Source organism: Streptomyces sp. NPDC002144 (assembly GCF_053593695.1).
Genome location: NZ_JBSFDB010000065.1, coordinates 1 through 21763 on the forward strand (window position 1 = coordinate 1; position 21763 = coordinate 21763).

The window sequence follows — 21763 nt, forward strand, 5'->3', positions numbered from 1 at the left end:
GTTGTGATCGGCTGACATGCGCGCCGGGTGCCCCGGGGGGTGGACGTCAATCGAGCCGCAGGGATCAGCCCTGCTCGGAGTGGGTGCCGGGGGTGCTTGTCCTGGGCGATGTACTTGGCGACCTCGTTCTGGTCGTCGTTCGTCCAGTTGAAGTTCTTCACCAGGTTGTAGGCGGGGCTGCCGGACTTGGCGAACTTGGCGCTGACGATCTTGTTGAGGTTGTAGACGGGGTAGTCGCAGGCGACCTTGGCCGCGTCCGCGTCACAGCCCGTCTTGTACGCGGGCAGGGTGACCTTCTTCAGCGGCACCTCGGACAGGAACCACTGCGGCTCGTAGAAGTAGCCGATGACCCACTTCTTGTTCTTCTCGGCGTCGCGGAAGGACGTGATGAGGGCGGCCTCACTGCCCGCGTAGACCACCTTGAAGTTGAGGTTCAGGTTCTTCACCAGCGCCGCGTCGTTGGTGACGTAGGACGGGTCGCCGTCCAGGAGCTGGCCCTTGCCGCCCGACTCGGACGTCTTGAACTTCGCCGCGTACTTGTTGAGGTTCTTGTAGTCGAGGATGTCCGGGTGGGCCTTGGCCAGCCACGGCGGCACGTACCAGCCGATGATGCCCTTGTTGCCGGTCTGGCCGGCGTCCACGGCGGTCTTCTGCTGGTCGATGTACTTCTTCACCAGGTCGGCGTGGCCCCAGTTCTCCAGCACGGCGTCCACCTCGCCGGTGCCGAAGCCCTGCCAGGCGATCTGTTCCTTCAGGTTCTTCTTGTTCACCGTGCAGCCGAGGTTGTGCTGGGCGACGTACGCGACGACCGCCGCGTCGGCCTCGTACCCCACCCAGGGGTTGACCGCGAGGTTGAAGGTGCCGCACTTGCCGGAGCTGCCCGAGCTGCTGCCGGAGCCCGAGGAGGTGTCGCCGACCTTCGCGCCGCCGCAGGCGGTGAGGGTGAGGCCGAGGACGGCCAGGCCGGCCGCGCCGGCTCGCCAGTGTCTTGCCATGGTGTGTCCTGCTCCTTTAAGCGCCGGCGCGTCGCGCCGCGGCCTGAGTGATCCGGTCGAACATGACTCCGAGCAGTACGATGGCGAGCCCTGCCGCCAGCCCCTTGCCGTACAGCTCGACCTGCGAGAATCCGGCCACGACGTCGTAGCCGAGGGCTCCTGCTCCTACCAGGCCGCCCACCACAACCATCGACAGCACGTAGATCAGGCCCTGGTTGGTCGCGAGCGTCAGGGCACTGCGTGACATCGGCAGTTGAACCTTGGTGATGATCTGCCAGGTGTTGCACCCGGCGGAGGTGGCCGCCTCCACGGTGGTCTCGGGCACCGCCCGGATCCCGTCCGCGATGATCTTCATGGCCACCGGGGCGCCGTAGACGATCGCGGCGACGATGGCCGTGAAGCGGGTGGCGCCGAACAGCGCGAGGAACGGCACCAGATAGACGAACGGCGGCATGACCTGGGCCGCGTCCAGGGTGGGCCGGATCGTCCGGTCCACCAGGGCGCTGCGGCCCATCCACACGCCGAAGACGACGCCGAGGATCATCACCAGTACCGTCGCGACGATCGTCGAGGCGAGTGTGGTCATGGCGTCCGACCACACGCCGGTGGCAACCAGCAGGCCCACGCACACGGCGGTGGTGATCCCGGACTTCCAGCCGCCCAGCACCACGGCGAGGGCGATCAGCACTGCGCCGACCAGCCACCACGGGGAGTCGGTGAGCAGGGTCTGGAACGGGTTGAGCAGGCCGTTGGTGATGCCGTCACGGAAGGCGTTGGTCAGGCCCGACAGGTTGTCCTGCACCCAGGTGGCGGCGGTGTCCGTCGCACTCGCGATGTGGCGGCCGACGGTGCCGTCGCCCGGGAAGTCGGCCGCCCACAGGTAGGTGTGCGAGAGGTAGATCAGGACCACCGTGACCACGGCGCCGGCGCCCAGCAGGGCAGGGCGCCACCTGGTGAAGTCGTGCCTGGCGTTGCGCGCGTTCTCCTCGCGTGCGGCGGCCGCGGTGGTGACCCGGTCCAGCACGATCGCCAGGATCACGATGGCGAGGCCCGCGTTGAAGGCCGTGCCGACGTCGAGCGACTGCAGCGCCTGCAGGACGTTGACGCCGAGGCCCGGCGCGTTGATCAGGGCCGCGATGGTGACCATGGCCAGGGCGGCCATGATGGTCTGGTTCACGCCCATCACCACGGTCCGCTTGGACATCGGCAGCAGGACCTTCAGCAGCGACTGACGGCGCGTGGCACCGAGGGAGTCGGCCGCCTCGACGGTCGTCTTCGACACGTTGCGGATGGCGTGCGCCGTGATGCGGATCGTCGGCGGGGCCGCGTAGATCACGGTGGCGATGGTGGCCGACGCACCGCCGATGAGGAAGAACAGGGTCAGCGGCGCCAGGTAGACCATGGTCGGCATCGTCTGCATGAAGTCCAGGAACGGCGTGATGAACCGGTTGAAGCGGTCCGAGAGTCCGGCCCACACCCCGAGCGGGATCGCGAAGAGCAGGGCCACGAACACCGCGCACAGGGTGAGCGCCAGGGTGTCCATGCTCTCCTGCCACAGGCCCTGCAGCCCGAGGAAGGTAAGACCGGCCACGGCCAGCAGGGCGACCTTCCAGTTGCCCAGGGCCCAGGAGACGAATCCGGCGAGGCCCACGACACCGAGCCAGCCGATCTGCGGGACCGGGCGGGCCCCGGACGGCTGGGAGATCAGGTGCTGGACGAAGGTCACGAGGTTGTCGATGACCAGCCGGATCTCGTTGAAGAAGTACAGAAAGAGCGGGTTGGAGTTGCGGTTGGCGCCGATGGAGTCATTGAGGTCGTTGAGCCACCGGTGCAGGTCGGTGAGATCGGCCACCGCCAGGGACAGGGTCTGCTTGCCGCGCAGGACGGCGAAGAGCACCAGCCAGACGACGAGGATCGCGGCGATGATGACGGGCCGGCCGACCTTGCGCACGCGCCTGGCGGGCGCGGCCGGTTGCGCGGCCTCCGTCTGCTCCGGTTTTTCGATGGCGACGGTCATCACGCGCCGCCTTCCTGCCCGGCGACGACCGACAGGATCTCCTCGTCGCCGACGATGCCGAGCAGCTTGCCGTTCTCGACGACCTTGACCGGCTTGTCGGCGGCCAGGACGGCCCGGGTGGCCTCCTTGACCACGACGTCCGGGCCCAGCTCGGGGCCGTCGAGCTCGTCGCCGTCCTCCGGAGCGCGCATGATCCAGCGCAGGGTGAGGACGTCTCCGCGCGGCACGTCCTTGACGAACTCGCGGACGTAGTCGTCGGCGGGGGCGCCCACCAGCTCGTCGCCGGTGCCGCACTGCACCATCTTGCCGTCCCGCATGATCAGGATGCGGTCGCCCAGCTTGAGCGCCTCGGAGAGGTCGTGGGTGATGAACACCATGGTCTTGCCGACCTCGTGGTGCAGCCGGATGACCTCGTTCTGCATGTCGCGCCGGATGAGCGGGTCCAGCGCGGAGAAGGGCTCGTCGAAGAAGAGGACGTCCGGGTCGCCCGCCAATGCCCGGGCCAGACCGACGCGCTGCTGCATACCGCCGGACAGCTGGTCGGGGTACGACTTCTCGTAACCGGAAAGACCGACCAGTTCCACGACCTCCAGGGCACGCCTGGTGCGCTCGGCCCTGCTCATGCCGCGGATCTCCAGGCCGAAGGCCACGTTGTCGACGACCCGGCGGTGCGGCAGCAGCCCGAAGTGCTGGAAGACCATGGAGAACTTGCGGCGCCGCAGGTCCCGCAGCCGGGCCGCGTCCGCCTCCCGGATGTCCTGGCCCTCGAAGACGACCTCACCCGTGGTGGGTTCGATCAGCCGGGTCAGACAGCGCACCAGGGTGGACTTGCCGGAACCGGACAGGCCCATCACGACGAAGACCTCGCCGGGCGCCACGTCGAAGCTGACGTCGCGCACGGCGGCGGTGCATCCGGTGCGGTCCATCAGCTCCCGGCGGGAGAGACCGCACAGCTCCTCGGACTCCGGCACCTTCTCGGCCTTGGGTCCGAACACCTTCCACAGCCTGCGCACGGATATGACCGGAGTGCCGTCCGAGTCCTGGGGCGTGCCGCGCCGCTGCGGCACCTCGGTCTGTGTGGGGGTCACGATCGACCTCTTTTCGGCGTTCAGCCGCGGAACCAGTGCTGCGGCCGGGGTTGGATGTTCTGCCAGACATGCTTGGGCTCTCGGTACTCGTTCAGGCCGGTCGGTCCCAGCTCCCGGCCCACGCCCGAATGCCCGAAGCCACCCCACTCCGCCTGCGGCACATAGGGGTGGTAGTCGTTGATCCACACGGTGCCGTGGCGCAGCCGCCGGGCCAGGCGCTGGGCCTTGCCCGCGTCCTGGGTCCAGACGGCGCCGGCGAGGCCGTACTCGGTGTCGTTGGCGATGCGGACGGCGTCGTCCTCGTCGGTGAAGCGCTCCACCGTGAGCACGGGTCCGAAGGACTCCTCGTGCACCACCCGCATGTCCTGTGTGCACTCGTCGAGGACGGTCGGCGGGTAGTAGTGGCCGCCCGCGAGGGCCGGGTCGTCGGGCCGGGCACCGCCGCAGCGCAGTACGGCGCCCTCCGCCAGGCCCGCCGCGACGTACGCCTCGACCTTCGCCAGGTGCTGCGCGGAGATCAGCGCGCCGGTCTCGGCGTCGGGGTCGAAGGGGCCGCCGAGGCGGATCCGCCGGGCACGGCGGACGACCTCGTCGACGAAGCGGTCGTGCAGCGAGTCCTCGACGATCAGCCGGGCGCCGGCCGAGCAGACCTGCCCGGAGTGCAGGAAGACCGCGGTCAGGGCGAAGTCGACGGCGGTGTCGAAGTCTGCGTCGGCGAAGACGACGTTCGGGTTCTTGCCGCCCAGTTCGAGAGCGACCTTCTTCACCGTGGCGGCGGCCGTCGCCATGATGTGCCGGCCGGTGTTCAGGCCGCCGGTGAAGGAGACCATGTCGACCGCCGGGTGCTCGGAGAGGGGCGCGCCCACCTCGGGGCCCGCGCCCAGCACGAGATTGGCGACGCCCCCGGGAACTCCCGCCTCCTGAAGCGCCTTCATCAGCAGGACGGAGGTCGAGGGGGTGAGCTCGCTGGGCTTGAGGATGATCGTGTTACCGGCGAGCAGAGCCGGGGCGACCTTCCAACTGGCCTGCAGCAGCGGGTAGTTCCAGGGGGTGATCAGTCCGCACACGCCGACCGGCTCGTAGACGACGCGGCTGACGGCGTCGTCGCGGCCGGTGTCGATCACGCGGCCGGCGTCGGTGCCGCCGAGGCCGCCGTAGTAGCGGAAGCAGGAGACCACGTCGGCGATGTCGTACTCGCTCTCCACCAGGCGTTTGCCGGTGTCCAGCGACTCGGCGCGGGCGAACTCCTTGGCGTCGCGCTCGATGATGTCGGCGGTGCGCAGCAGCAGGGCGCCGCGTTCCCGCTCGGGGGTGTGCGGCCAGGGGCCCTCGTCGAAGGCGCGGCGGGCCGCGGCGATCGCCGCCTCGGTGTCGGCACGGGTGCCCTCCGAGACAGTCGCGGCGAGCGTGCCGTCGGCGGGACATCGGATCTCGCGGCGGCCGCCGACCACCGGCTCCCGCCATTCACCGTCCAGATACAGGTCTGCCACGCGCCCAGCCCTTCAACCGAAATGCGTTGCGCATCGTGCATCCAATTGCTTGTGGTGGAACACCCTGGCGAATGTGAAGACATACGTCAAGAGGTTCGCCGATGACGATTCAGCAAGGGCCCGACCGTCCTTCGTCTCTTGACCGAAGGACCCTTCCGCTTGGAGCATGTTGCGTATCGCTCACCAAGTTGTGCATTACGCACCAACGGAGGCCGCCCATGTCCCCTCGTCCCCAGCCCGGCCGTGAGTACGTCCTCACCCTCTCGTGTCCCGACAGCGCGGGCCTGGTCCATGCCGTGAGCGGGTTCCTCGTCCGCAACTCCGGCAACATCCTGGAGAGCCAGCAGTTCGACGACCGGCTCCAGGGCCGTTTCTTCATGAGGGTCCACTTCGATGTTTCCGATCCGAGCGTCGGACTGGAACATCTGCGTTACCGGTTCGGACCCGTCGCCGAGGCCCACCACATCTCCTGGACGCTGCGGGACGCCGCCACCCCGACCCGGACGCTGATCATGGTGTCCAAGTTCGGACACTGCCTGAACGACCTGCTCTTCCGCAAGCGCACCGGCGCCCTGAACATCGAGATCCCGGCGATCGTCTCCAACCACCGGGACTTCGAGAGCCTGGCGGAGACCTACGGCGTCCCCTTCCACCACGTCCCGGTCACCAGGGACACCAAGCCCGAGGCCGAGGCACGGCTCCTTGAGCTGGTGCGCGAGCTGGACGTGGACCTCGTGGTCCTGGCCCGCTACATGCAGATCCTCTCCGACGACCTGTGCAAGCAGCTCGAGGGCCGCGCCATCAACATCCACCACTCCTTCCTCCCCAGCTTCAAGGGCGCCCGCCCCTACGAGCAGGCCTACGACCGCGGAGTGAAGCTGGTCGGCGCGACGGCGCACTACGTCACGCCGGACCTGGACGAGGGCCAGATCATCGAGCAGGACGTGGTCCGCGTGGACCACTCCCTCGACCCCGGCGAACTGGTCACGGTCGGCCGTGACGTCGAGGCGCAGGTCCTGGCGCACGCCGTGAAGTGGCACAGCGAGAGCCGGGTGATGGTCGACGGCAACCGCACGGTGGTCTTCCGCTGAGCGGGACACGGACGACACAGCCGAGGGGCGGGCCCAAGACACCGGGCCCGCCCCTTCGTCGTATACGGCGATCAGTGGCCGAGGCGGTCCAGCAGGGCCCGGCGCCAGGCCTCCGTCTCGGCGATCTGGTTGAAGGTGAACAGATGCAGGCCCGCCACGCCCGACGACGGCGCGGTCAGGGCCTGCTCGCAGCGCTCCAGCAGTCTCTGCGGCGAGTAGCCGCCGGGGGCGGCGAAGCGCAGGAACCACGACGCGTGCTTGGTCAGGAAGCGGGTCGACTCCCCCACGCCGATCTTCGTGGCCATCGCGAGCAGCTTCGCGCGCTGCACGGGCCCGGCGACACCGACGTACAGGGGCAGGGTGACCTCCCGGCGCCGCACCCGCGCGATCCACTCCCCCAGCACCCGCGGATCGAAGCAGAGGTTGCTCACGATGTACGTGGCGTGCTCGCGCTTGTCCCACATGGACTGGATGGTGACGTCGTCGTGGATGAGGGGATGGCTCTCCGGGTATCCGGTGATCCCCCGGTGCGTGAAGGGGCTGCCCAGCTCGCTCAGCGCCCGCAGCACCGGCAGCGCGCCGTCGTACACTCCGGCCGGCGGATCCGCGTCGCCGGCCGGCACGAACACGTCGTCCACGCCGGCCTCGCGCAGCCGGGCCGCGACCTCCTTGAGGTGCACCTCGTCCCGCAGCAGCCGTGCCGGGACGTGCGGGACGACACGGTAGCCGTGCGCGGCGAGCCTCTCCGTGAGGGCGAGGGTCGGCTCCAGGCCCTTGACCGGCGACGCCGTCACCGTGACGACGACGTCGTGCGGGACATGGGCCAGGACCTTCTCCTCGGTCGCCCTGGCGGGCAGCACGTCGTAGCGGACGCTGCCGAGCAGCGCCCCGAGCCCCGTGGCGGCCAAGGCCTACCCCGCCTGCTTCTGGGCGTCGCGGTGGCGGTAGTACGCGGCCTTCGACGGAGCCAGCGGTTCCTTGCCCAGGATCAGGTCGGCGGCCTTCTCGGCGACCATCATCACCGGCGCGTAGATGTTGCCGTTGGTGACGTACGGCATCACGGAGGCGTCGACGACGCGCAGCCCCTCGACGCCGTGCACCCGCATGCTGGCCGGGTCGACGACGGCCATGTCGTCCGTGCCCATCTTGCAGGTGCAGGACGGATGCAGGGCGGTCTCGCCCTCCTTGGCGACCCAGGCGAGGATCTCCTCGTCCGACTCCACCTTCGGTCCCGGCGAGATCTCACCGCCGTTGTAGGGGGCGAGCGCGGGCTGGTTGAGGATCCTGCGGGCGACCCGGATCGCCTCGACCCATTCCCGGCGGTCCTGCTCGGTGGAGAGGTAGTTGAAGCGCAGGGCCGGGTGCTCGCGCGGGTCCCTGCTCTTGATCTTCACCGAGCCGATGGCGTCGGAGTACATGGGCCCGACGTGCACCTGGTAGCCGTGGCCGCCGGCCGGTGAGGAGCCGTCGTAGCGCACGGCGACCGGCAGGAAGTGGAACATCAGGTTGGGGTAGTCGACGTCCTCGTTGCTGCGGGCGAAGCCGCCGGCCTCGAAGTGGTTGGTGGCCGCCGGTCCCTTCCTGAACAGCCACTGCAGCCCGATGAAGGGGGCACGCCACTTCGCCATGTACGGCTGCATGGAGACGGGCTGCTTGCAGGCGTACTGGACGTAGACCTCGAGGTGGTCCTGCATGTTCTCGCCGACGCCCGGCAGGTCGTGGACGACGTCGATGCCGAGGGCGCTCAGTTCCGCCGCGTTGCCGACACCGGAGAGCTGGAGCAGCTGCGGCGAGTTGATCGCGCCGCCGCACAGGATCACTTCCTTGGCGCGGACCTGCTGCGGGGCGCCCTTGCCGTGCTGGTACTCGACGCCGACGGCGCGCTTGCCCTCGAACAGGACGCGGGTGACGAGGGTGCGGGTCCTGACGGTGAGGTTGGGGCGCTTCCTGACGGGCTTGAGGTACGCCTTCGAGGCCGACAGCCGGCGTCCGCGGTGGACGTTGCGGTCGAACTTGGCGAAGCCCTCCTGCCGGTAGCCGTTGACGTCGTCGGTCGGGGCGTAGCCGGCCTCCTCGGTGGCCTTCTGGAAGGCGGTGAAGAGCGGGTTGGTGGCGGGACCGCGCTCCAGGACGAGGGGACCGTCGTGGCCGCGGAACTCGTCCTCCGGGTCGGCGGCGAGACAGTTCTCCATGCGCTTGAAGTAGGGCAGACAGTGCGCGTAGTCCCAGGTCTCCATGCCGGGGTCGGCGGCCCAGCGCTCGTAGTCCATGGGGTTGCCGCGCTGGAAGATCATGCCGTTGATGCTGCTGGAGCCGCCGAGCACCTTGCCGCGGGCGTGGTAGACGCGGCGTCCGCCCATGTGCGGCTCGGGCTCGGACTCGTACTTCCAGTCGTAGAACCGGCTGCCGATCGGGTAGGTCAGGGCCGCGGGCATGTGGATGAAGACGTCCCACGGGTAGTCGGACCGGCCGGCCTCCAGCACCAGCACCCGGTTGCCCGGATCCGCGGAGAGCCTGTTCGCCAGTGCGCTGCCTGCCGAACCGCCGCCGACGATGACGAAGTCGTACTGCAGGGGAGCCATGGTGCCTCGTCTCGCTCGCGCCGTCGATACGCGAGGCATGCTAATACGCGTAGCGCTATACGCACTAGGTTGCGTGGCGCGCAACTTAGGAAGGCTTCCTTCCGACGCTCGCGAACCATTGTTTCGGCACGGGTGGCCCGCTGTTTCGCAGCCGTGACGTGCTCGCGCCGCATCCCCACGAAACCCGAGGAACGGCGGGACGGCTTCGTCGGCACCGGAAAGCCCATCACCGACAGGGCCGCCCACATCAGGGCGACGCGGCCTCGTCGGCTACGGTCAATGCCGCCCACATGAGCCCTGGTCAGGGTCGTCAGGCCCAACGCGCTGTACCGTACTGCGCGTATAGTTTCGCTGTGAGCAACCACAGCCAAGACACCGAAACGTCAAATTCGCAGGCCGGCGGAGTGCAGTCGGTCGATCGAGCCATCAGCGTCCTCGAGATCCTGGCCCACCGTGGGGAGGCCGGCGTCAGTGAGGTGGCCGCCGAGATCGACGTTCACAAGTCCACCGCGTTCCGGCTGCTCGGTGCCCTGGAGGCGCGGGGTCTGGTGGAGCAGGCCGGCGAGCGCGGCAAGTACCGGCTCGGCTTCGGCATCGTGCGGCTGGCCGGCGCGGTCACCGGACGCCTCGACATCACCCAGCAGGGCCGCCCGGTCTGTGAGCGTCTCGCCGAGGAGATCGGCGAGACCATCAACATCGCGGTGATGCAGGAGCACTTCGCGATCAACCTCTACCAGGTGCGCGGCCCGGCGGCCGTCGCCGCGCACAACTGGGTCGGCGAACTGACCCCGCTGCACGCCACCTCCAGCGGCAAGATCCTCCTGGCCCACCTGTCCACCAAGGAGCGCGCGGCGCTGCTCGCCGAGGCCGGGCTGAAGAAGGTCACCCCGCACACCATCACCGCGAAGGCGAAGCTGGAGAAGAACCTCGCCGACGCGCGGGAGCACGGCTACGCCTTCACCCTGGAGGAGTTGGAGATCGGCCTGCACGCCATGGCCGCCCCGATCCGCAACCAGGACGGCGAGGTCATCGCGGCACTCAGCGCCTCGGGGCCGTCGTACCGCTTCACCGAGGAACGGCTGCACGAGCTGGCCCCGGTGCTGCTCAAGGGCGCCGAGGAGATCAGTCACCGCATGGGCTACCTGGGCTGAGTCACCGTACCCAGCCGCTCGTTGACCCAGTCGTGGAAGGCGCCGATGTGGTGCTCGCTGGGCACCAGCACGCCTCCCTTGGCGTACATCCGGGAGTGCATGCCGGGCTGGGTGCGCTCGCACGCCTCGAAGTCCTGCCGGTTGACCCGGTCGAAGAGCTCCACGGAGCGGCTGACGTCCTTGCCGCTGTCGACGACGTGCGGGAGGTAGAGCCAGTCGCACTCGACGACCGTGCGGTCGACGGCCACCGGGTACATGCGGTGGAAGATGACGTGGTCGGGGACGAGGTTGATGAAGACCTGCGGCTTGACGGTGATCGCGTAGTAGCGGCGGTCCTGGTCCTCGGCGACCCCCGGTATGCGCTCAAGCCCCTCGCTGCCGTCGACGGTGAAGCCCTGGATCTCCGTACCGAACTCGGCGCCGTGGCCGACGTAGTACTGGGCGGCGTAGCCGTCGGCGAACTCCGGGAGCACCTCGGTCAGTTCGGGGTGGATCGTGGCGCAGTGGTAGCACTCCATGAAGTTCTCGATGATGAGCTTCCAGTTCGCCTTCACGTCGTAGACGATGCGCCGGCCGACCGAGAGGTTGTCGATGTCGTAGTGGCCGATGGACTCGACGTCCCCGAGCCGTTCGACCACGGCGCCCATGACGTCCTCCTCGAAGGAGGGCGGGTTCTCCGCGAGGCACACCCACACATAGCCCAGCCACTCGCGCACGGCGACGCTCACCAGGCCGTACTCGGTGCGGCCGACGTCGGGCATCTTGGTGAGGTTGGGAGCGGCGACGAGCTTGCCGTTCAGGTCGTACGTCCAGGCGTGGTACGGGCATTGGAAGGCCCGCTTGACCTCGCCGGTCTCCTCGGTGCAGAGCCTGGCCCCGCGGTGCCGGCAGACGTTGAAGTAAGCGCGGATCGAGTTGTCCCGGGCGCGGGTGACGAGGATGCTCTCGCGGCCCACGTCGACGGTGCGGAAGGCGCCCGGCTTGGCCAGCTCGGAGGCGCGCGCCACGCAGAACCACATGGTCTCGAAGATGCGCTCCTGCTCCTGGGCGAAGATCCCGGGGTCCGTATAGGAGGAGCCGGGCAGGGTGGCGATCAGGCTGTCCGGCAGGCTGGTCGAGGTCACGGTGCACTCCTCGGGAATCGTCGTGGAGGGGTCATTCACGCTGCGAGCTGTTTGCGCAGGCGGGTGAACAGGCGCGGCTGGTTCATCCCGAGCACGGCGACGGGCTGGCCCGAACGCCGGTAGACGGCGAGGACGTTGCGGTCCTCGGCGGCGCCTTCCTCGATGGTCACGCTGTCGGCGCCGGCCGCGTGACCGGCGAACTGGATCTTTACGCCGTACTGGTCGGACCAGAAGTACGGCGGCCGGGGCACCCCCGGTTCCACCGCGCCGCCCGCGAGCAGCGTGGCGACAGCGGCGCCGGGCCGCTCCCGGGCGCCGGTCCAGTGCTCGACGCGGCGGTGCAGGCCCGCACCCGGGTCGTACCAGTTGGCGCAGTCGCCGACCGCGACCACACCGGCCAGGCTGGTGCGGCCGTCGGCGCCGCACTTGACGCCGTTGTCGAGGTCGACGCCGGATCCCGCCAGCCACTCGACGCAGGGACGTGCCCCCACGCCGACGACCACGATGTCGGCGGGGATCGTCCGGCCGTCCTCCAGCAGGACCGCGTCGACACGCTTCTCGCCGCCCAGCCCCTTCACGCCGACCCCGCACAGCAGTCGTACGCCGTGGTCGGCGTGGAGGGCGGAGACGAGGGCGCCCATGGTCTCGCCCAGGGGGCCGGCCAGCGGTGTCGGGGCCGCTTCGACCACCGTCACGTCCAGGCCGAGGGCGCGGGCGGTGGAGGCGACCTCGGCGCCGATGAAGCCGCCGCCGATCACCACCAGGCGTCCGCCGCGGGCGAGTTCGGCGCGCAGGGCGCGGGCGTCGTCCAGGGTGCGCAGGGTGTGCACCCCGGCCAGCCCCGCGGAGCCGGGCAGGGTGCGGGCGGCGGCGCCGGTCGCGATGACGACGCCGTCGGCGCGCACCTCACGTCCGTCGGCGAGGCGCACGGCACGGTCGCGGGCGTCGAGGCCGACGGCTCGGGCGCCGAGCAGCCACTCGGCCCCCAGGTCCTCGTCGTCGGTCTCCAGCGCCAGGTCCGCCTCGCCGAGGGTGCCGGCCAGGAACTCCTTGGACAACGGGGGCCTGTCGTACGGGCGGTGGAACTCCTCGCCGATGACGACGAGCCGCCCGTCGTAGCCCTGCCCGCGCAGCGAGCGCGCCGCCGACAGTCCCGCCAGCGACGCGCCCACCACGGCCACGGTCCTCACGCGGGACCTCCGGCCAGCCGGGAGGCGACGCAGGGCGGCAGGTTGGGGGCGTCGGTGGACACCCGCACGTAGATCATCCCGTCCTCGACCACGACCTCGTGCGTTCGCACCGGGAGCTTGGCCGGCGGGGCGTCGACGGCGCCGGTGCGCAGGTCGAACTTCGAGGCGTGCAGCGGGCATTCCACCTCGCAGCCCTCCAGCCAGCCGTCGGCGAGCGAGGCGTCCTGGTGGGTGCAGGTGTCGTCGATGGCGAAGACCTCGCCGTCGTCGGTGTGGAACACCGAGACCGGCGGATCGATGTCGAGCCGGAAGGCCTCGCCTCGCGGAAGATCCGCGAGACGGCACGCGGGAATCATCATGACACCTCGGTGCGTATAGCGAAACGGATTGCGGTAAGCGCAACATCAGTCTGAGGTCGCCCCAGAACCCTTGTCAAGGAGTTCAGAGGCCTTGTCGACCCCCGCCGGTTGTTGCTCTTCATGCAACTGATGTCGCAATAAGCAACAGCAGCAGGGCAGGGGTCGACCCTTCGATCGGTACGTCCGGGCAGGTCAGACGGTCAGTGACCGCGTGCGATCCACTCCTGCAGGTGCGGGGCCTCCGCACCGACGGTGGTCGTCTCCCCGTGACCGGTGTGCACGACGGTCGCTCCGGGCAGCGTCAGCAGCCGCTCGCGGATCGACTCGACGATGGTCGGGAAGTCGCTGTACGACCGTCCGGTGGCTCCGGGTCCGCCCGCGAAGAGGGTGTCTCCGCTGAAGAGCGCTCCCAGGGCCGGCGCGTACAGGCAGACGGCGCCGGGGGCGTGGCCCGGGGTGTGCAGCACGGTCAGCTCGACGCCGGCCACGGACAGCACCTGCCCGTCGGCGAGCCCCGCGTCCGGCGCCCGCTCGGGGTGGGTCTGCTTCCACAGCGGCAAGTCATCGGGGTGCAGCCAGACCGGGGCGCCGGTACGGTCCGCGAGGGCGGGGGCGGCGTCGATGTGGTCGTTGTGGGCGTGGGTGCACACGATCGCCCGCAGGGTCCGGCCGCCGACGGCGCCGGCGATGGCGTCGGCGTCGTGCGCGGCGTCGACCACGATCACCTCGTGGTCGTCGCCGACGAGCCACACGTTGTTGTCCACCTCCCAGGTGCCGCCGTCCAGCGAGAACGTGCCCGAGGTGACCAGGCGTTCGATGCGGGCGGCCATCACAGCACCACCACCGAGCGCAGCACGTCGCCGCCGTGCATCCGCTCGAAGGCCTTCTCCACCTCGTCCAGGGCGATGGTCTCCGTCACGAAGGCGTCCAAATCCAGGCGGCCCTGCAGGTAGAGGTCGATGAGCATCGGGAAGTCGCGGGAGGGCAGGCAGTCGCCGTACCAGGACGACTTGAGCGCACCGCCACGGCCGAAGACGTCCAGCAGGGGCAGCTCGAGTTTCATCTCCGGGGTGGGCACGCCCACCAGCACCACCGTGCCGGCCAGGTCGCGGGCGTAGAAGGCCTGCCGGTACGTCTCCGGGCGGCCCACCGCCTCGATGACGACGTCGGCGCCGAAGCCGCCGGTCAGCTCGCGGATGGCCTCGACGGGATCGCCCTCGCGGGAGTTGACGGTGTGGGTGGCGCCCAGCCTCTTGGCGGTGGCCAGCTTGCGGTCGTCGATGTCCACGGCGATGATCTTCGCCGCGCCCGCCAGCCGGGACCCGGCGATCGCCGCGTCGCCCACCCCGCCGCAGCCGATGACCGCCACGCTGTCCCCGCGCCCGACGTTGCCGGTGTTGATCGCCGCACCGATCCCGGCCATCACCCCGCAGCCCAGCAACCCCGCGGCCGCGGCCGAGGCGGCGCGGTCCACCTTGGTGCACTGCCCCGCCGCCACCAGCGTCTTCTCCGCGAACGCCCCGATACCCAGGGCCGGAGACAGTTCCGTGCCGTCCAGCAAGGTCATCTTCTGCTGCGCGTTGTGGGTGTTGAAGCAGTACCAGGGCCGCCCGCGCAGACACGCCCGGCACTGACCGCACACGGCACGCCAGTTGAGGATCACGAAGTCGCCGGGCGCCACGTCGCTGACGCCCTCCCCCACCGCCTCCACCACACCCGCGGCCTCATGGCCCAGCAGGAAGGGGAAGTCGTCGTTGATGCCGCCCTCGCGGTAGTGCAGATCGGTGTGGCACACCCCGCAGGCCTCGACCTTCACCAGCGCCTCACCCGGCCCCGGATCGGGCACGATGATCGTCTCCAGGCTGACGGGGGCGCCCTTCTTCCGGGCGACGACAGCACGGACCTGATGAGTCATGGCCACTCCTCGGCTGGTACGAGACCTGAGTCGAATGTTGCTCATTGCGGCACACACAGCATGTGTCGCAACACAGCATCATGGAGGCCCGACTGGCGGTCAAGAAGCGTTCACCCGGCGATGACGGGCACCGCGGGTTTGCGGATCAGGAGCAGCGCCGCGTCGTCGTGGAGCCGGCCCCCCACATGCGCCAGCAGCTCCGCGTGCAGCGCGTCGAGGGTGCGGGACGGCTCCTCGCAGGCGTGGCGCGCCAGCCCCTCGCCGAGCGGATAGAACGTCCGGCCCCGGTCGCGGGCCTCGGTGACCCCGTCGGTGTAGAGGAGCAGCTGGTCCCCGTCGGCGAAGGGCAGCACCTGCAGACCGGGAGCGTGTCCGGTCAGCGCGCGCAGCCCGAGGGGCGGTGCCGGGTGGGCGGGTTCCACCGGCTCCACCCTCAGGCTGCCGCCCGACCGGCGGACCAGCAGCGGCGGCGCGTGCCCGCAGTTCACCATCTCCAGCCGCCCGGCTCCGGGGTATCCGGCGACCACGGCGGTGACGAAGTCGTCGGCGCCGAGATTGCGCGCCAGACTCCGTTCGATGCGCTCGACCACGGCCAGGAGGTCCGGCTCGTCGTAGGCGGCCTCCCGGAAGACCCCGAGCACCAGCGCGGCGGTTCCCACCGCCGGCAGTCCCTTTCCGCGCACGTCGCCGACGATGAGCCGGACCCCGTACGGGGTGGGGATCAGGGCGTACAGATCACCGCCGATGCGGGCCTCGGCCGCCGCGGCGCTGTAGCGGACGGCGACCTGGAAGGGGCCGACGGTCGCCGGCACCGGCTTGAGCAGCGCGTGCTGGGCGGTCTCGGCGACCGAGCGGACCGCCGCCAGCACGCGTTCCCGGCGACCGCGCAGCACGCTGGCCAGGCCGCTCGCCAGCGTGACCGTCACCAGGGCGGACAGGACGGCCGCCAGTTCCCCGCCCGGAACCCCGTCCCGGGTGCCCAGGGACGCGCCCAGCACCACGGCGAGCAGTCCCGCGCACAGCACACCGCGCGGCCCGTTGGTCGTGGCGGCGAGGGCGGGACCGGCGGCCAGCAGGGGCAGCCAGATCATGCCGGCCCCGCCCGCCAGGTCGGTGAGCACGACGGCGCAGACGATCAGCACGGGCAGGGCGGAGGCCCAGTGGGCCAGCTGTTCTCGGGCCTGACTCGCCAGCTGCTCTCGGGCCTGACTCATGCTCTGTCCGCAGTCCTCACCTGTGGGGGGCACGGTCCGGGCCCACGCCTCAAACGCTTGTTCCTCCAGGAAACAAAATCGGTCCCGGGCGTCACAAGGAGAGGAATTTCAGATAGTGAGCGAGAGGCTCCTGGTCACGCGGCTCGCGGTCGGGATCAGCCGGGCCCGCACCTCCGGCAGCCGGGACAGCCGCTCGGCCGGCATGGAGACACCGAGCGAGCCGAGCGTGTCGCCGCAGTAGACGGGCACCGCGACGCACACCGTGCCCAGACAGTACTCCTCGAGGTCGGTGACCGCGGGGGCCACGGGCGAGGAGTCCAGGCGCCGCAGCAGTTCCGGCGGACTGGTGATCGTCCGCGGGGTGAGGTCGGCGAGGTGGTGGCGGGAGAGGTACTCCCTGCGGGCCTCGTCGTCCAGCACCCGCAGGACGGACTTGCCGAGCGCGGTGGCGTGTCCGGCGTCCTCGAAGCCCACCCAGAGATCGACGCGGGGCGCCCGGGGGCCGTCGACGATCTCGGCGACGCGGATCTCGCCGTCCTCGTAGAAGGTGAGGTAGGCGGCGGTCGCGAGCTCGTCGCGCAGCGCCGCGAGCGTGGGCCGCACCCGGCTGAGCAGCGTCTGCCCGCGCCCCGTCGTCCCCAGCGTGTGCAGCTTGTCCCCGAGGACGAATCTGCCGTCCTCCACCTTCCGCGCGTACCCGTCGTGCACCAACGTGCGCAGCAGGTGATAGGCGGTGGCCAACGGCAGCCCGGTCTCACGGGCCAGTTGCTTGGCGGTCGCGCCGTTCTCGTGCGCGCTCACCGCCTCCAGCAACCGGAAGGCCCGCTGGACGGACGTGATCAGCGTGGGGCCGTCGTGCGCACCCATGGCACCAGCGTGCGCCGGGCGCCCTCGTGGGGCAAGGGGGGAGCGCCCGGGCGGCCCGCGCCGTCTACTCGGGCGGGGTCGGTGTGTCGTGGGTGCGGTACATCGCCTGGACGTCCAGTTCCAGCTGGACCGTCGGGCCGACGACCGCGATCCCGCGGGCCAGCATCGACCGCCAGTTCAGCGTGTAGTCCTCACGGTGGAGCTCCGACTTGGCCAGGGCCGCGCAGCGCAGCTCCTCGCCGTAACCGCCGTTGACCATGCCGAGGTAGGTGGTGTCCAGCGACACCGACCGGCTGATCCCGTGCATGGTCAGCGTGCCGAGCAGGTTCCACTTGCTGCCGCCGCGGTAGGCGAAGCGGGTGCTGCGGAAGTCGATGTAGGGGAAGTGCTCCACGTCGAGGAAGTCGGCCGAGCGCAGGTGTGCGTCACGGGTGTTGTTGCCCGTGGTGATGCTGGAGGCGTCGATGCGCACATGGACGCGCGAGTCGGCGATGTCCTGGGTGACCTGGATGCCGCCCTCGAAGCGTTCGAAGCGGCCGTGCACATGGGCCATGCCGACGTGCTTGGCGATGAAGCGGATCGCCGTGTGCGGCGGGTCGAAGAGCCAGGTCCCCGGCACCGGCAGATCGGCCTGCCGGCCCGGCTGGAGCCACACCCGCTGCGGCGCCGCGCCCGAGTCGGCGACGACGTCGATGGTCTCGCGGTGCGGTTCCAGCCCTTCCGCGAGGACCATCAGGCTGTAGCTGCCGGGCGGCAGCACGGCCATGAACAGGCCGTAGGGGTCCGTGGTGCCGCGCGCGGCGACCTGATGGCCGCGCAGTTCCGTCACCGTCACGTCGGCGCCGCCGAGCGGCTGGTTCACGGGGTCCATGACCTCGCGCACGACGACGCCGGCCCCGGCGGGAACGGGAAGCGTGAGGCCCGCGGCGCTTCCGGGGGCATTCCTCAGTCGCCGCCGGAGCAGTCCGAGGGGCATGGGGTTCACCTTTCAGTCGGCGGTGGGGGGAATCAGGTGTGGCCGAGGATCCGGCGCACCGCCTCGCCGAGCAGCCGCTCGGCCTCGGCGCCCGAGCCGGCCGCGGTCGGGTGCCGGAAGGCGACGTAACCGTCCGGCCGTACGAGCAGCGCTCCCGCGTCGGCGACCTCGCTCAGCCGCGCCCAGTCGCCGTAGGGGTCCTCGTACTCCTGTCCGGGTCCGATGACGACGGTGGCGATCTCCAGGTCCTGGGCCTCGGCGGCGCGCAGCCAGTCGGTCCCGCCGATGCCGGTCAGCAGCGTGAAGCGGCCCTGTCCGACGGTGTCCAGGGTGGAGAGGGTGCGGGTGCCGGAGGTGATCCAGGCGTGCGGGAGCTTGGCGCCGGGGCGGGAGGTGGGCTGGTGGTACAGCTCGGGGTCGCGGTCGAAGCCGGGGTCGGGGGTGCCGTCGGGGACGATCGCCGTGGAGGTGTAGCGCTGATTGAGGTCGACGCCGTGCGCGTTGAACTCGTACACCTTGAACGCGATGGCCTCGCGCAGCCGTGCCCGCTGCTTCTGCGCCGCCTCGGTGTCGTCCTTGCGGGCGTCGATGTTGGCCCACAGCTGCTCGGGGGTCTGCGGGGAGAGCCCGTCGAGTGCCTCGAAGATGGGCGCGGTCTCGCCGATGGACTTGTTGGCGCGGGTGACGATCTGCTTGCCGATCGGGGCGCGTTCGGCGGTGTAGGTGTCCAGGAGTCTCGGGGACGCGGTGCCGTCGAGGACGAGCTTGAGCTTCCAGGCCAGGTTGTAGGAGTCCTGGATGGAGGTGTTGGAGCCGAGGCCGTTGGACGGCGGGTGGCGGTGCGTGGCGTCGCCGGCGCAGAAGACCCGGCCGCTCGCGTAGGTCTCGGCGTACATCTCGTTGACGGTCCAGGCGGAGGACGACTTGATGGTCACCGGGATCTCGTCGTCGCCGACCAGCTGGCGCACGATCGTCTCGGCGTACTCGGTGGTCAGGTCGGGGGCGCCGGCCGTCACGTCGTACCCCCACACGATCAGCCACTCGTTCCACGGCCGCACACAGCGCACCAGGCCCGCGCCGATGCCGCCGACGGTGGCGCCGGGCGCCAGCACCCAGTACAGGGTGGACGGCCGGTGGGCGGTGTACTTGGTCAGGTCGGCGTCGAAGACGATGTTGATGCTGCCGGCCACGCCCATCTGGCCGCCCATCGGCAGTCCGGCGTCCTCGGCGACCTTGCTGCGGCCGCCGTCGGCGCCGATGAGGTACTTGGCGCGGATGGTGTACTCGTCGCCGCGCAGCCGGTCCTCGACGGTCACCGTCACGCCGAAGGCGTCCTGCACGAAGGACTTGTAGACGGTGCTGAAGCGCAGCCGCGTGCCGCGCGCGACCGCCGCGTCCATGAGCACCGGTTCCATGAGGTGCTGGGGCATGTCGCACATCCGGGTGGGGCTGGCGAGCTCGTGGGCGGCCTGGACGAGCGGGTCGTTGCCCCAGGAGCGGACCCGGCCCAGCTCCTCGCCGGCGAGGCTGGTGCAGAAGGTCGTGTTGCCCATCAGCTGCTGCCCGGTCGCCTTGGCGATCACCTCGTCCTCGACGCCGAGGTCGCGCAGCACCTCCATGGTGCGCTGGTTGGTGATGTGCGCCCGGGGCGTGTCGGCGAGGCTCGCGTAGCGGGTGACGACGATGTTCGGCACGCCGTAGGTGCTCAGGGCGAGCGCGGCGGAGGCGCCGGCGGGGCCACTGCCGACGATCAGAACGTCGGTGACGACATCGGACTCGACGGTGTGCACGGGGAACGCTCCAGGGAATGAGAACAGGCGCCGACTCTTCAAGATCGTGTACGCCCGGGCGGCGCCGCAGGTGTCTCAATAAGAGACAGTACGCCTCCGGGACCGATGGTTGCGCGTTCAACTGCTCCCGGTAGGGTGAACCCCGCCGTGACCACCGCAGAGCGCCCCGCCGTCCGCCCGACCCTCGCAACGCTGCGCAGGGCCCGGGAGTTGTTCCTGCTGGGCGAGCAAGTCCCGGACGGCGTGCCCGAGGACGTCGTCGCCGCCTGGAAGCGTGCCCGGTTCTTCGGCGTACGCCCCGACACCAAGGCGCTCGCGCCGCCTCCTCCTTCAGTACGGGCGCTCGAGCCCCCTCTGCTCACCGCCGCCCGGCCCGTCCTCGACCGGATCGCCCCCACACTCGGCACCGGCCGGACCTCGCTGGTGCTCACCGACGAGCGGCTGCGGGTGCTGTGGGCCGGCGGACTGGGCCCGGGCCATCCCTGCCCCGACCTCTCCGAGCGGACCGTCGGCCCGAACAGCGCGGCCCGCGCCCTGCACACGCACGGCCGCGCCGAGCTGCACGGCCCCGAGCACTTCCTCGACGCCTGGCAGAACGTCTCCGCGGTCAGCGTGCCGGTACGGGCGCCGGAGACCGGACACCTGCTCGGCACGGTGACGGTGGCCTCCGACCTGTGCGCCGGGAGCGCACCGCATCCCGGCGCCCCGCTCGCCGAGGCCGCCGCGCTCGCCGTCGAGGCCGAGCTGCTGTCCCGCTCCCGGGCGGCCGAACGGGCGCTGCTGGACGCCTACTTGCGTGCCGCCGGCGCATCGGGACGCGCGGTCCTCGCCCTCGACGGCCGCAGCAGGCTCGTCAGTGAGGCCGCGGCACGGCTCCTGTCACCCGAGGAGCTGGACACGCTGGAGAGGTACGCGGTCGCGCTGCTGCGGGACTGGGGCGGCGGGGTGCGCACGGTACCCGGGACGGCGGTGCCCGCCCCCGGCACCGGACTTGAGGCCTCGTACCGCATCCGTCTGCCGGCCTGCACGGCGACCCTGGCTCCCGTCCTTCACCTGGGCTCGGTGGCCGGAGCGGTCGGTGTGGTGGAGCAGGCGGGGCCCGCCAAGGTGCCGGCCGCCCCGCGCAACGCCGTCGGTCTGGCCGGGCGATCGGTGCCCTGGTGCCATGCGGTGGACCGCGCGGTGGAGTTGGCCGGATCCCCGGAACCACTGCTGATCGTCGGCGAGCGCGGTACCGGGAAGACCTCGCTCGCCCGCGAGCTGGTCGCGGACCCCCTGGTCGTGGACGCTGCCGAAGGCGAACTGCCGCGCGATGTCGGGGCGTTGCGGCACGAGGACCGCCCCGTCCTCATCCGCCACGCCGAACGTCTCACCCAACCCGACACGGCCCTCCTCAACACACTGCTCGCCACACGCCCCGACGCACCTCTTCTGCTCACCTACACCCCGGGCACACCGCCCGGCCCCTGCCTCCAACGGCTCCTGGACACCCTCGCGGCACGCTCCGTGACCCTCCCCGCCCTACGTGAACGCCCCGAGGACGTCCGGGAGTTGCTGTCCGCCCTCACCCCCAGGCCCGTTCCCGGCCGGCCGCCGGTGACCTGGACACTGGAGGCGCTGCGCGCCCTGGAGCAGCACCCCTGGCCCGGCAACGTCACCGAACTCGCCCATCTGGTACGGGCGTTGGCGGAACAGCGCGGGGTGACCGGTCCTGTCCGGCGCGCCGAACTGCCGGATCCCGTGCGCGAGGGGCCCTCGACCCGCCCGCTCACCCCGATGGAACACGCCGAGCGCGCCGCGATCCTGGAGGCGCTGCGCCTGCACGGCGGCAACAAGGCCCGTACGGCGGCGGCCCTGGGCATCGCCCGCGCCACCCTGTACCGGAAGCTGCGCGGGTACCGGAGCTGACGGCCG

The 21763-nt window shown here is 70.6% G+C and carries 18 protein-coding genes; 3 read left to right on the top strand and 15 right to left on the bottom strand.

What is annotated here, in order from left to right; genetic code table 11:
* From ACWCQ1_RS45805 to ACWCQ1_RS45820, 4 genes are all read right to left on the bottom strand, one after another.
* On the bottom strand, positions 1-995 hold a 995-nt coding region (locus ACWCQ1_RS45805; protein WP_451029329.1), incomplete at its 3' end, for an ABC transporter substrate-binding protein.
* Positions 996-1011: 16 nt separating this feature from the next.
* On the bottom strand, positions 1012-3012 hold the full coding sequence (locus ACWCQ1_RS45810; RefSeq protein ID WP_133045074.1) for an ABC transporter permease: 2001 nt from the start codon (positions 3010-3012) through the stop codon (positions 1012-1014).
* Entirely contained in the window at positions 3012-4100 is a 1089-nt protein-coding gene (locus ACWCQ1_RS45815; protein WP_133045073.1) for a quaternary amine ABC transporter ATP-binding protein, read from the bottom strand. Before ACWCQ1_RS45815 ends, ACWCQ1_RS45810 begins: the two co-directional genes overlap by 1 nt.
* A 20-nt stretch (positions 4101-4120) precedes the next feature.
* Complete coding sequence (locus ACWCQ1_RS45820; RefSeq protein ID WP_451029330.1) at positions 4121-5590, bottom strand: aldehyde dehydrogenase family protein; 1470 nt, start codon at positions 5588-5590, stop codon at positions 4121-4123.
* Between the two features lie 218 nt (positions 5591-5808).
* On the opposite strand from ACWCQ1_RS45820, the gene purU reads away from it, so the two are divergent.
* Positions 5809-6681 carry a formyltetrahydrofolate deformylase gene (gene purU / locus ACWCQ1_RS45825; protein WP_451029331.1) on the top strand — a complete coding sequence of 291 codons (873 nt, stop codon included), beginning with the start codon at positions 5809-5811 and terminating at the stop codon, positions 6679-6681.
* Positions 6682-6752: 71 nt separating this feature from the next.
* Here purU and ACWCQ1_RS45830 read toward each other — a convergent pair whose 3' ends face one another.
* Positions 6753-7589, bottom strand: coding sequence for a 5,10-methylenetetrahydrofolate reductase (locus ACWCQ1_RS45830; RefSeq protein ID WP_451029332.1), 837 nt, complete (start codon positions 7587-7589; stop codon positions 6753-6755).
* Positions 7590-7592: 3 nt separating this feature from the next.
* Positions 7593-9263: a choline dehydrogenase gene (betA, locus tag ACWCQ1_RS45835; RefSeq protein WP_133045069.1), complete on the bottom strand. Its 1671-nt coding sequence runs from the start codon at positions 9261-9263 to the stop codon at positions 7593-7595.
* Positions 9264-9667: 404 nt separating this feature from the next.
* On the opposite strand from betA, the gene ACWCQ1_RS45840 reads away from it, so the two are divergent.
* A complete protein-coding gene (locus ACWCQ1_RS45840) occupies positions 9668-10414 on the top strand; it encodes an IclR family transcriptional regulator (RefSeq protein WP_133045068.1) in 747 nt (248 codons plus the stop codon).
* Here the strand turns inward: ACWCQ1_RS45840 and ACWCQ1_RS45845 are convergent.
* The 9 genes from ACWCQ1_RS45845 to ACWCQ1_RS45885 all read right to left on the bottom strand — a co-directional run bounded on the left by ACWCQ1_RS45845 (position 10402) and on the right by ACWCQ1_RS45885 (position 19849).
* The gene (locus ACWCQ1_RS45845; RefSeq protein WP_358599767.1) at positions 10402-11538 is read right to left on the bottom strand and encodes an aromatic ring-hydroxylating oxygenase subunit alpha; all 1137 of its coding nucleotides are present in this window, start codon (positions 11536-11538) and stop codon (positions 10402-10404) included. The genes ACWCQ1_RS45840 and ACWCQ1_RS45845 overlap by 13 nt on opposite strands.
* 35 nt (positions 11539-11573) lie before the next feature.
* On the bottom strand, positions 11574-12728 hold the full coding sequence (locus ACWCQ1_RS45850) for an NAD(P)/FAD-dependent oxidoreductase (RefSeq protein ID WP_358599764.1): 1155 nt from the start codon (positions 12726-12728) through the stop codon (positions 11574-11576).
* A complete protein-coding gene (locus ACWCQ1_RS45855; RefSeq protein WP_133045065.1) occupies positions 12725-13087 on the bottom strand; it encodes a bifunctional 3-phenylpropionate/cinnamic acid dioxygenase ferredoxin subunit in 363 nt (120 codons plus the stop codon). The genes ACWCQ1_RS45850 and ACWCQ1_RS45855 overlap by 4 nt, the downstream gene beginning before the upstream one ends.
* A gap of 200 nt (positions 13088-13287) precedes the next feature.
* Positions 13288-13917 carry an MBL fold metallo-hydrolase gene (locus ACWCQ1_RS45860; protein ID WP_451029333.1) on the bottom strand — a complete coding sequence of 210 codons (630 nt, stop codon included), beginning with the start codon at positions 13915-13917 and terminating at the stop codon, positions 13288-13290.
* Complete coding sequence (locus ACWCQ1_RS45865) at positions 13917-15002, bottom strand: S-(hydroxymethyl)mycothiol dehydrogenase (RefSeq protein WP_358599758.1); 1086 nt, start codon at positions 15000-15002, stop codon at positions 13917-13919. Before ACWCQ1_RS45865 ends, ACWCQ1_RS45860 begins: the two co-directional genes overlap by 1 nt.
* Positions 15003-15112: 110 nt before the next feature.
* Positions 15113-16216 carry a PP2C family protein-serine/threonine phosphatase gene (locus ACWCQ1_RS45870; RefSeq protein WP_451029334.1) on the bottom strand — a complete coding sequence of 368 codons (1104 nt, stop codon included), beginning with the start codon at positions 16214-16216 and terminating at the stop codon, positions 15113-15115.
* A 108-nt stretch (positions 16217-16324) separates the two neighbouring features.
* Positions 16325-17083 (bottom strand): IclR family transcriptional regulator, encoded by a 759-nt coding sequence (locus ACWCQ1_RS45875; RefSeq protein ID WP_133045062.1) that lies wholly within the window; start codon positions 17081-17083, stop codon positions 16325-16327.
* A gap of 64 nt (positions 17084-17147) precedes the next feature.
* Positions 17148-18059, bottom strand: a complete 912-nt coding sequence (locus ACWCQ1_RS45880) for a YceI family protein (protein WP_358599755.1) — start codon at positions 18057-18059, stop codon at positions 17148-17150.
* Positions 18060-18091: 32 nt separating this feature from the next.
* Positions 18092-19849: an FAD-dependent oxidoreductase gene (locus ACWCQ1_RS45885; protein ID WP_451029335.1), complete on the bottom strand. Its 1758-nt coding sequence runs from the start codon at positions 19847-19849 to the stop codon at positions 18092-18094.
* Positions 19850-19996: 147 nt separating this feature from the next.
* On the opposite strand from ACWCQ1_RS45885, the gene ACWCQ1_RS45890 reads away from it, so the two are divergent.
* Positions 19997-21757 (top strand): helix-turn-helix domain-containing protein, encoded by a 1761-nt coding sequence (locus tag ACWCQ1_RS45890; RefSeq protein ID WP_451029336.1) that lies wholly within the window; start codon positions 19997-19999, stop codon positions 21755-21757.
* The last annotated feature ends 6 nt before the right edge of the window (positions 21758-21763 follow it).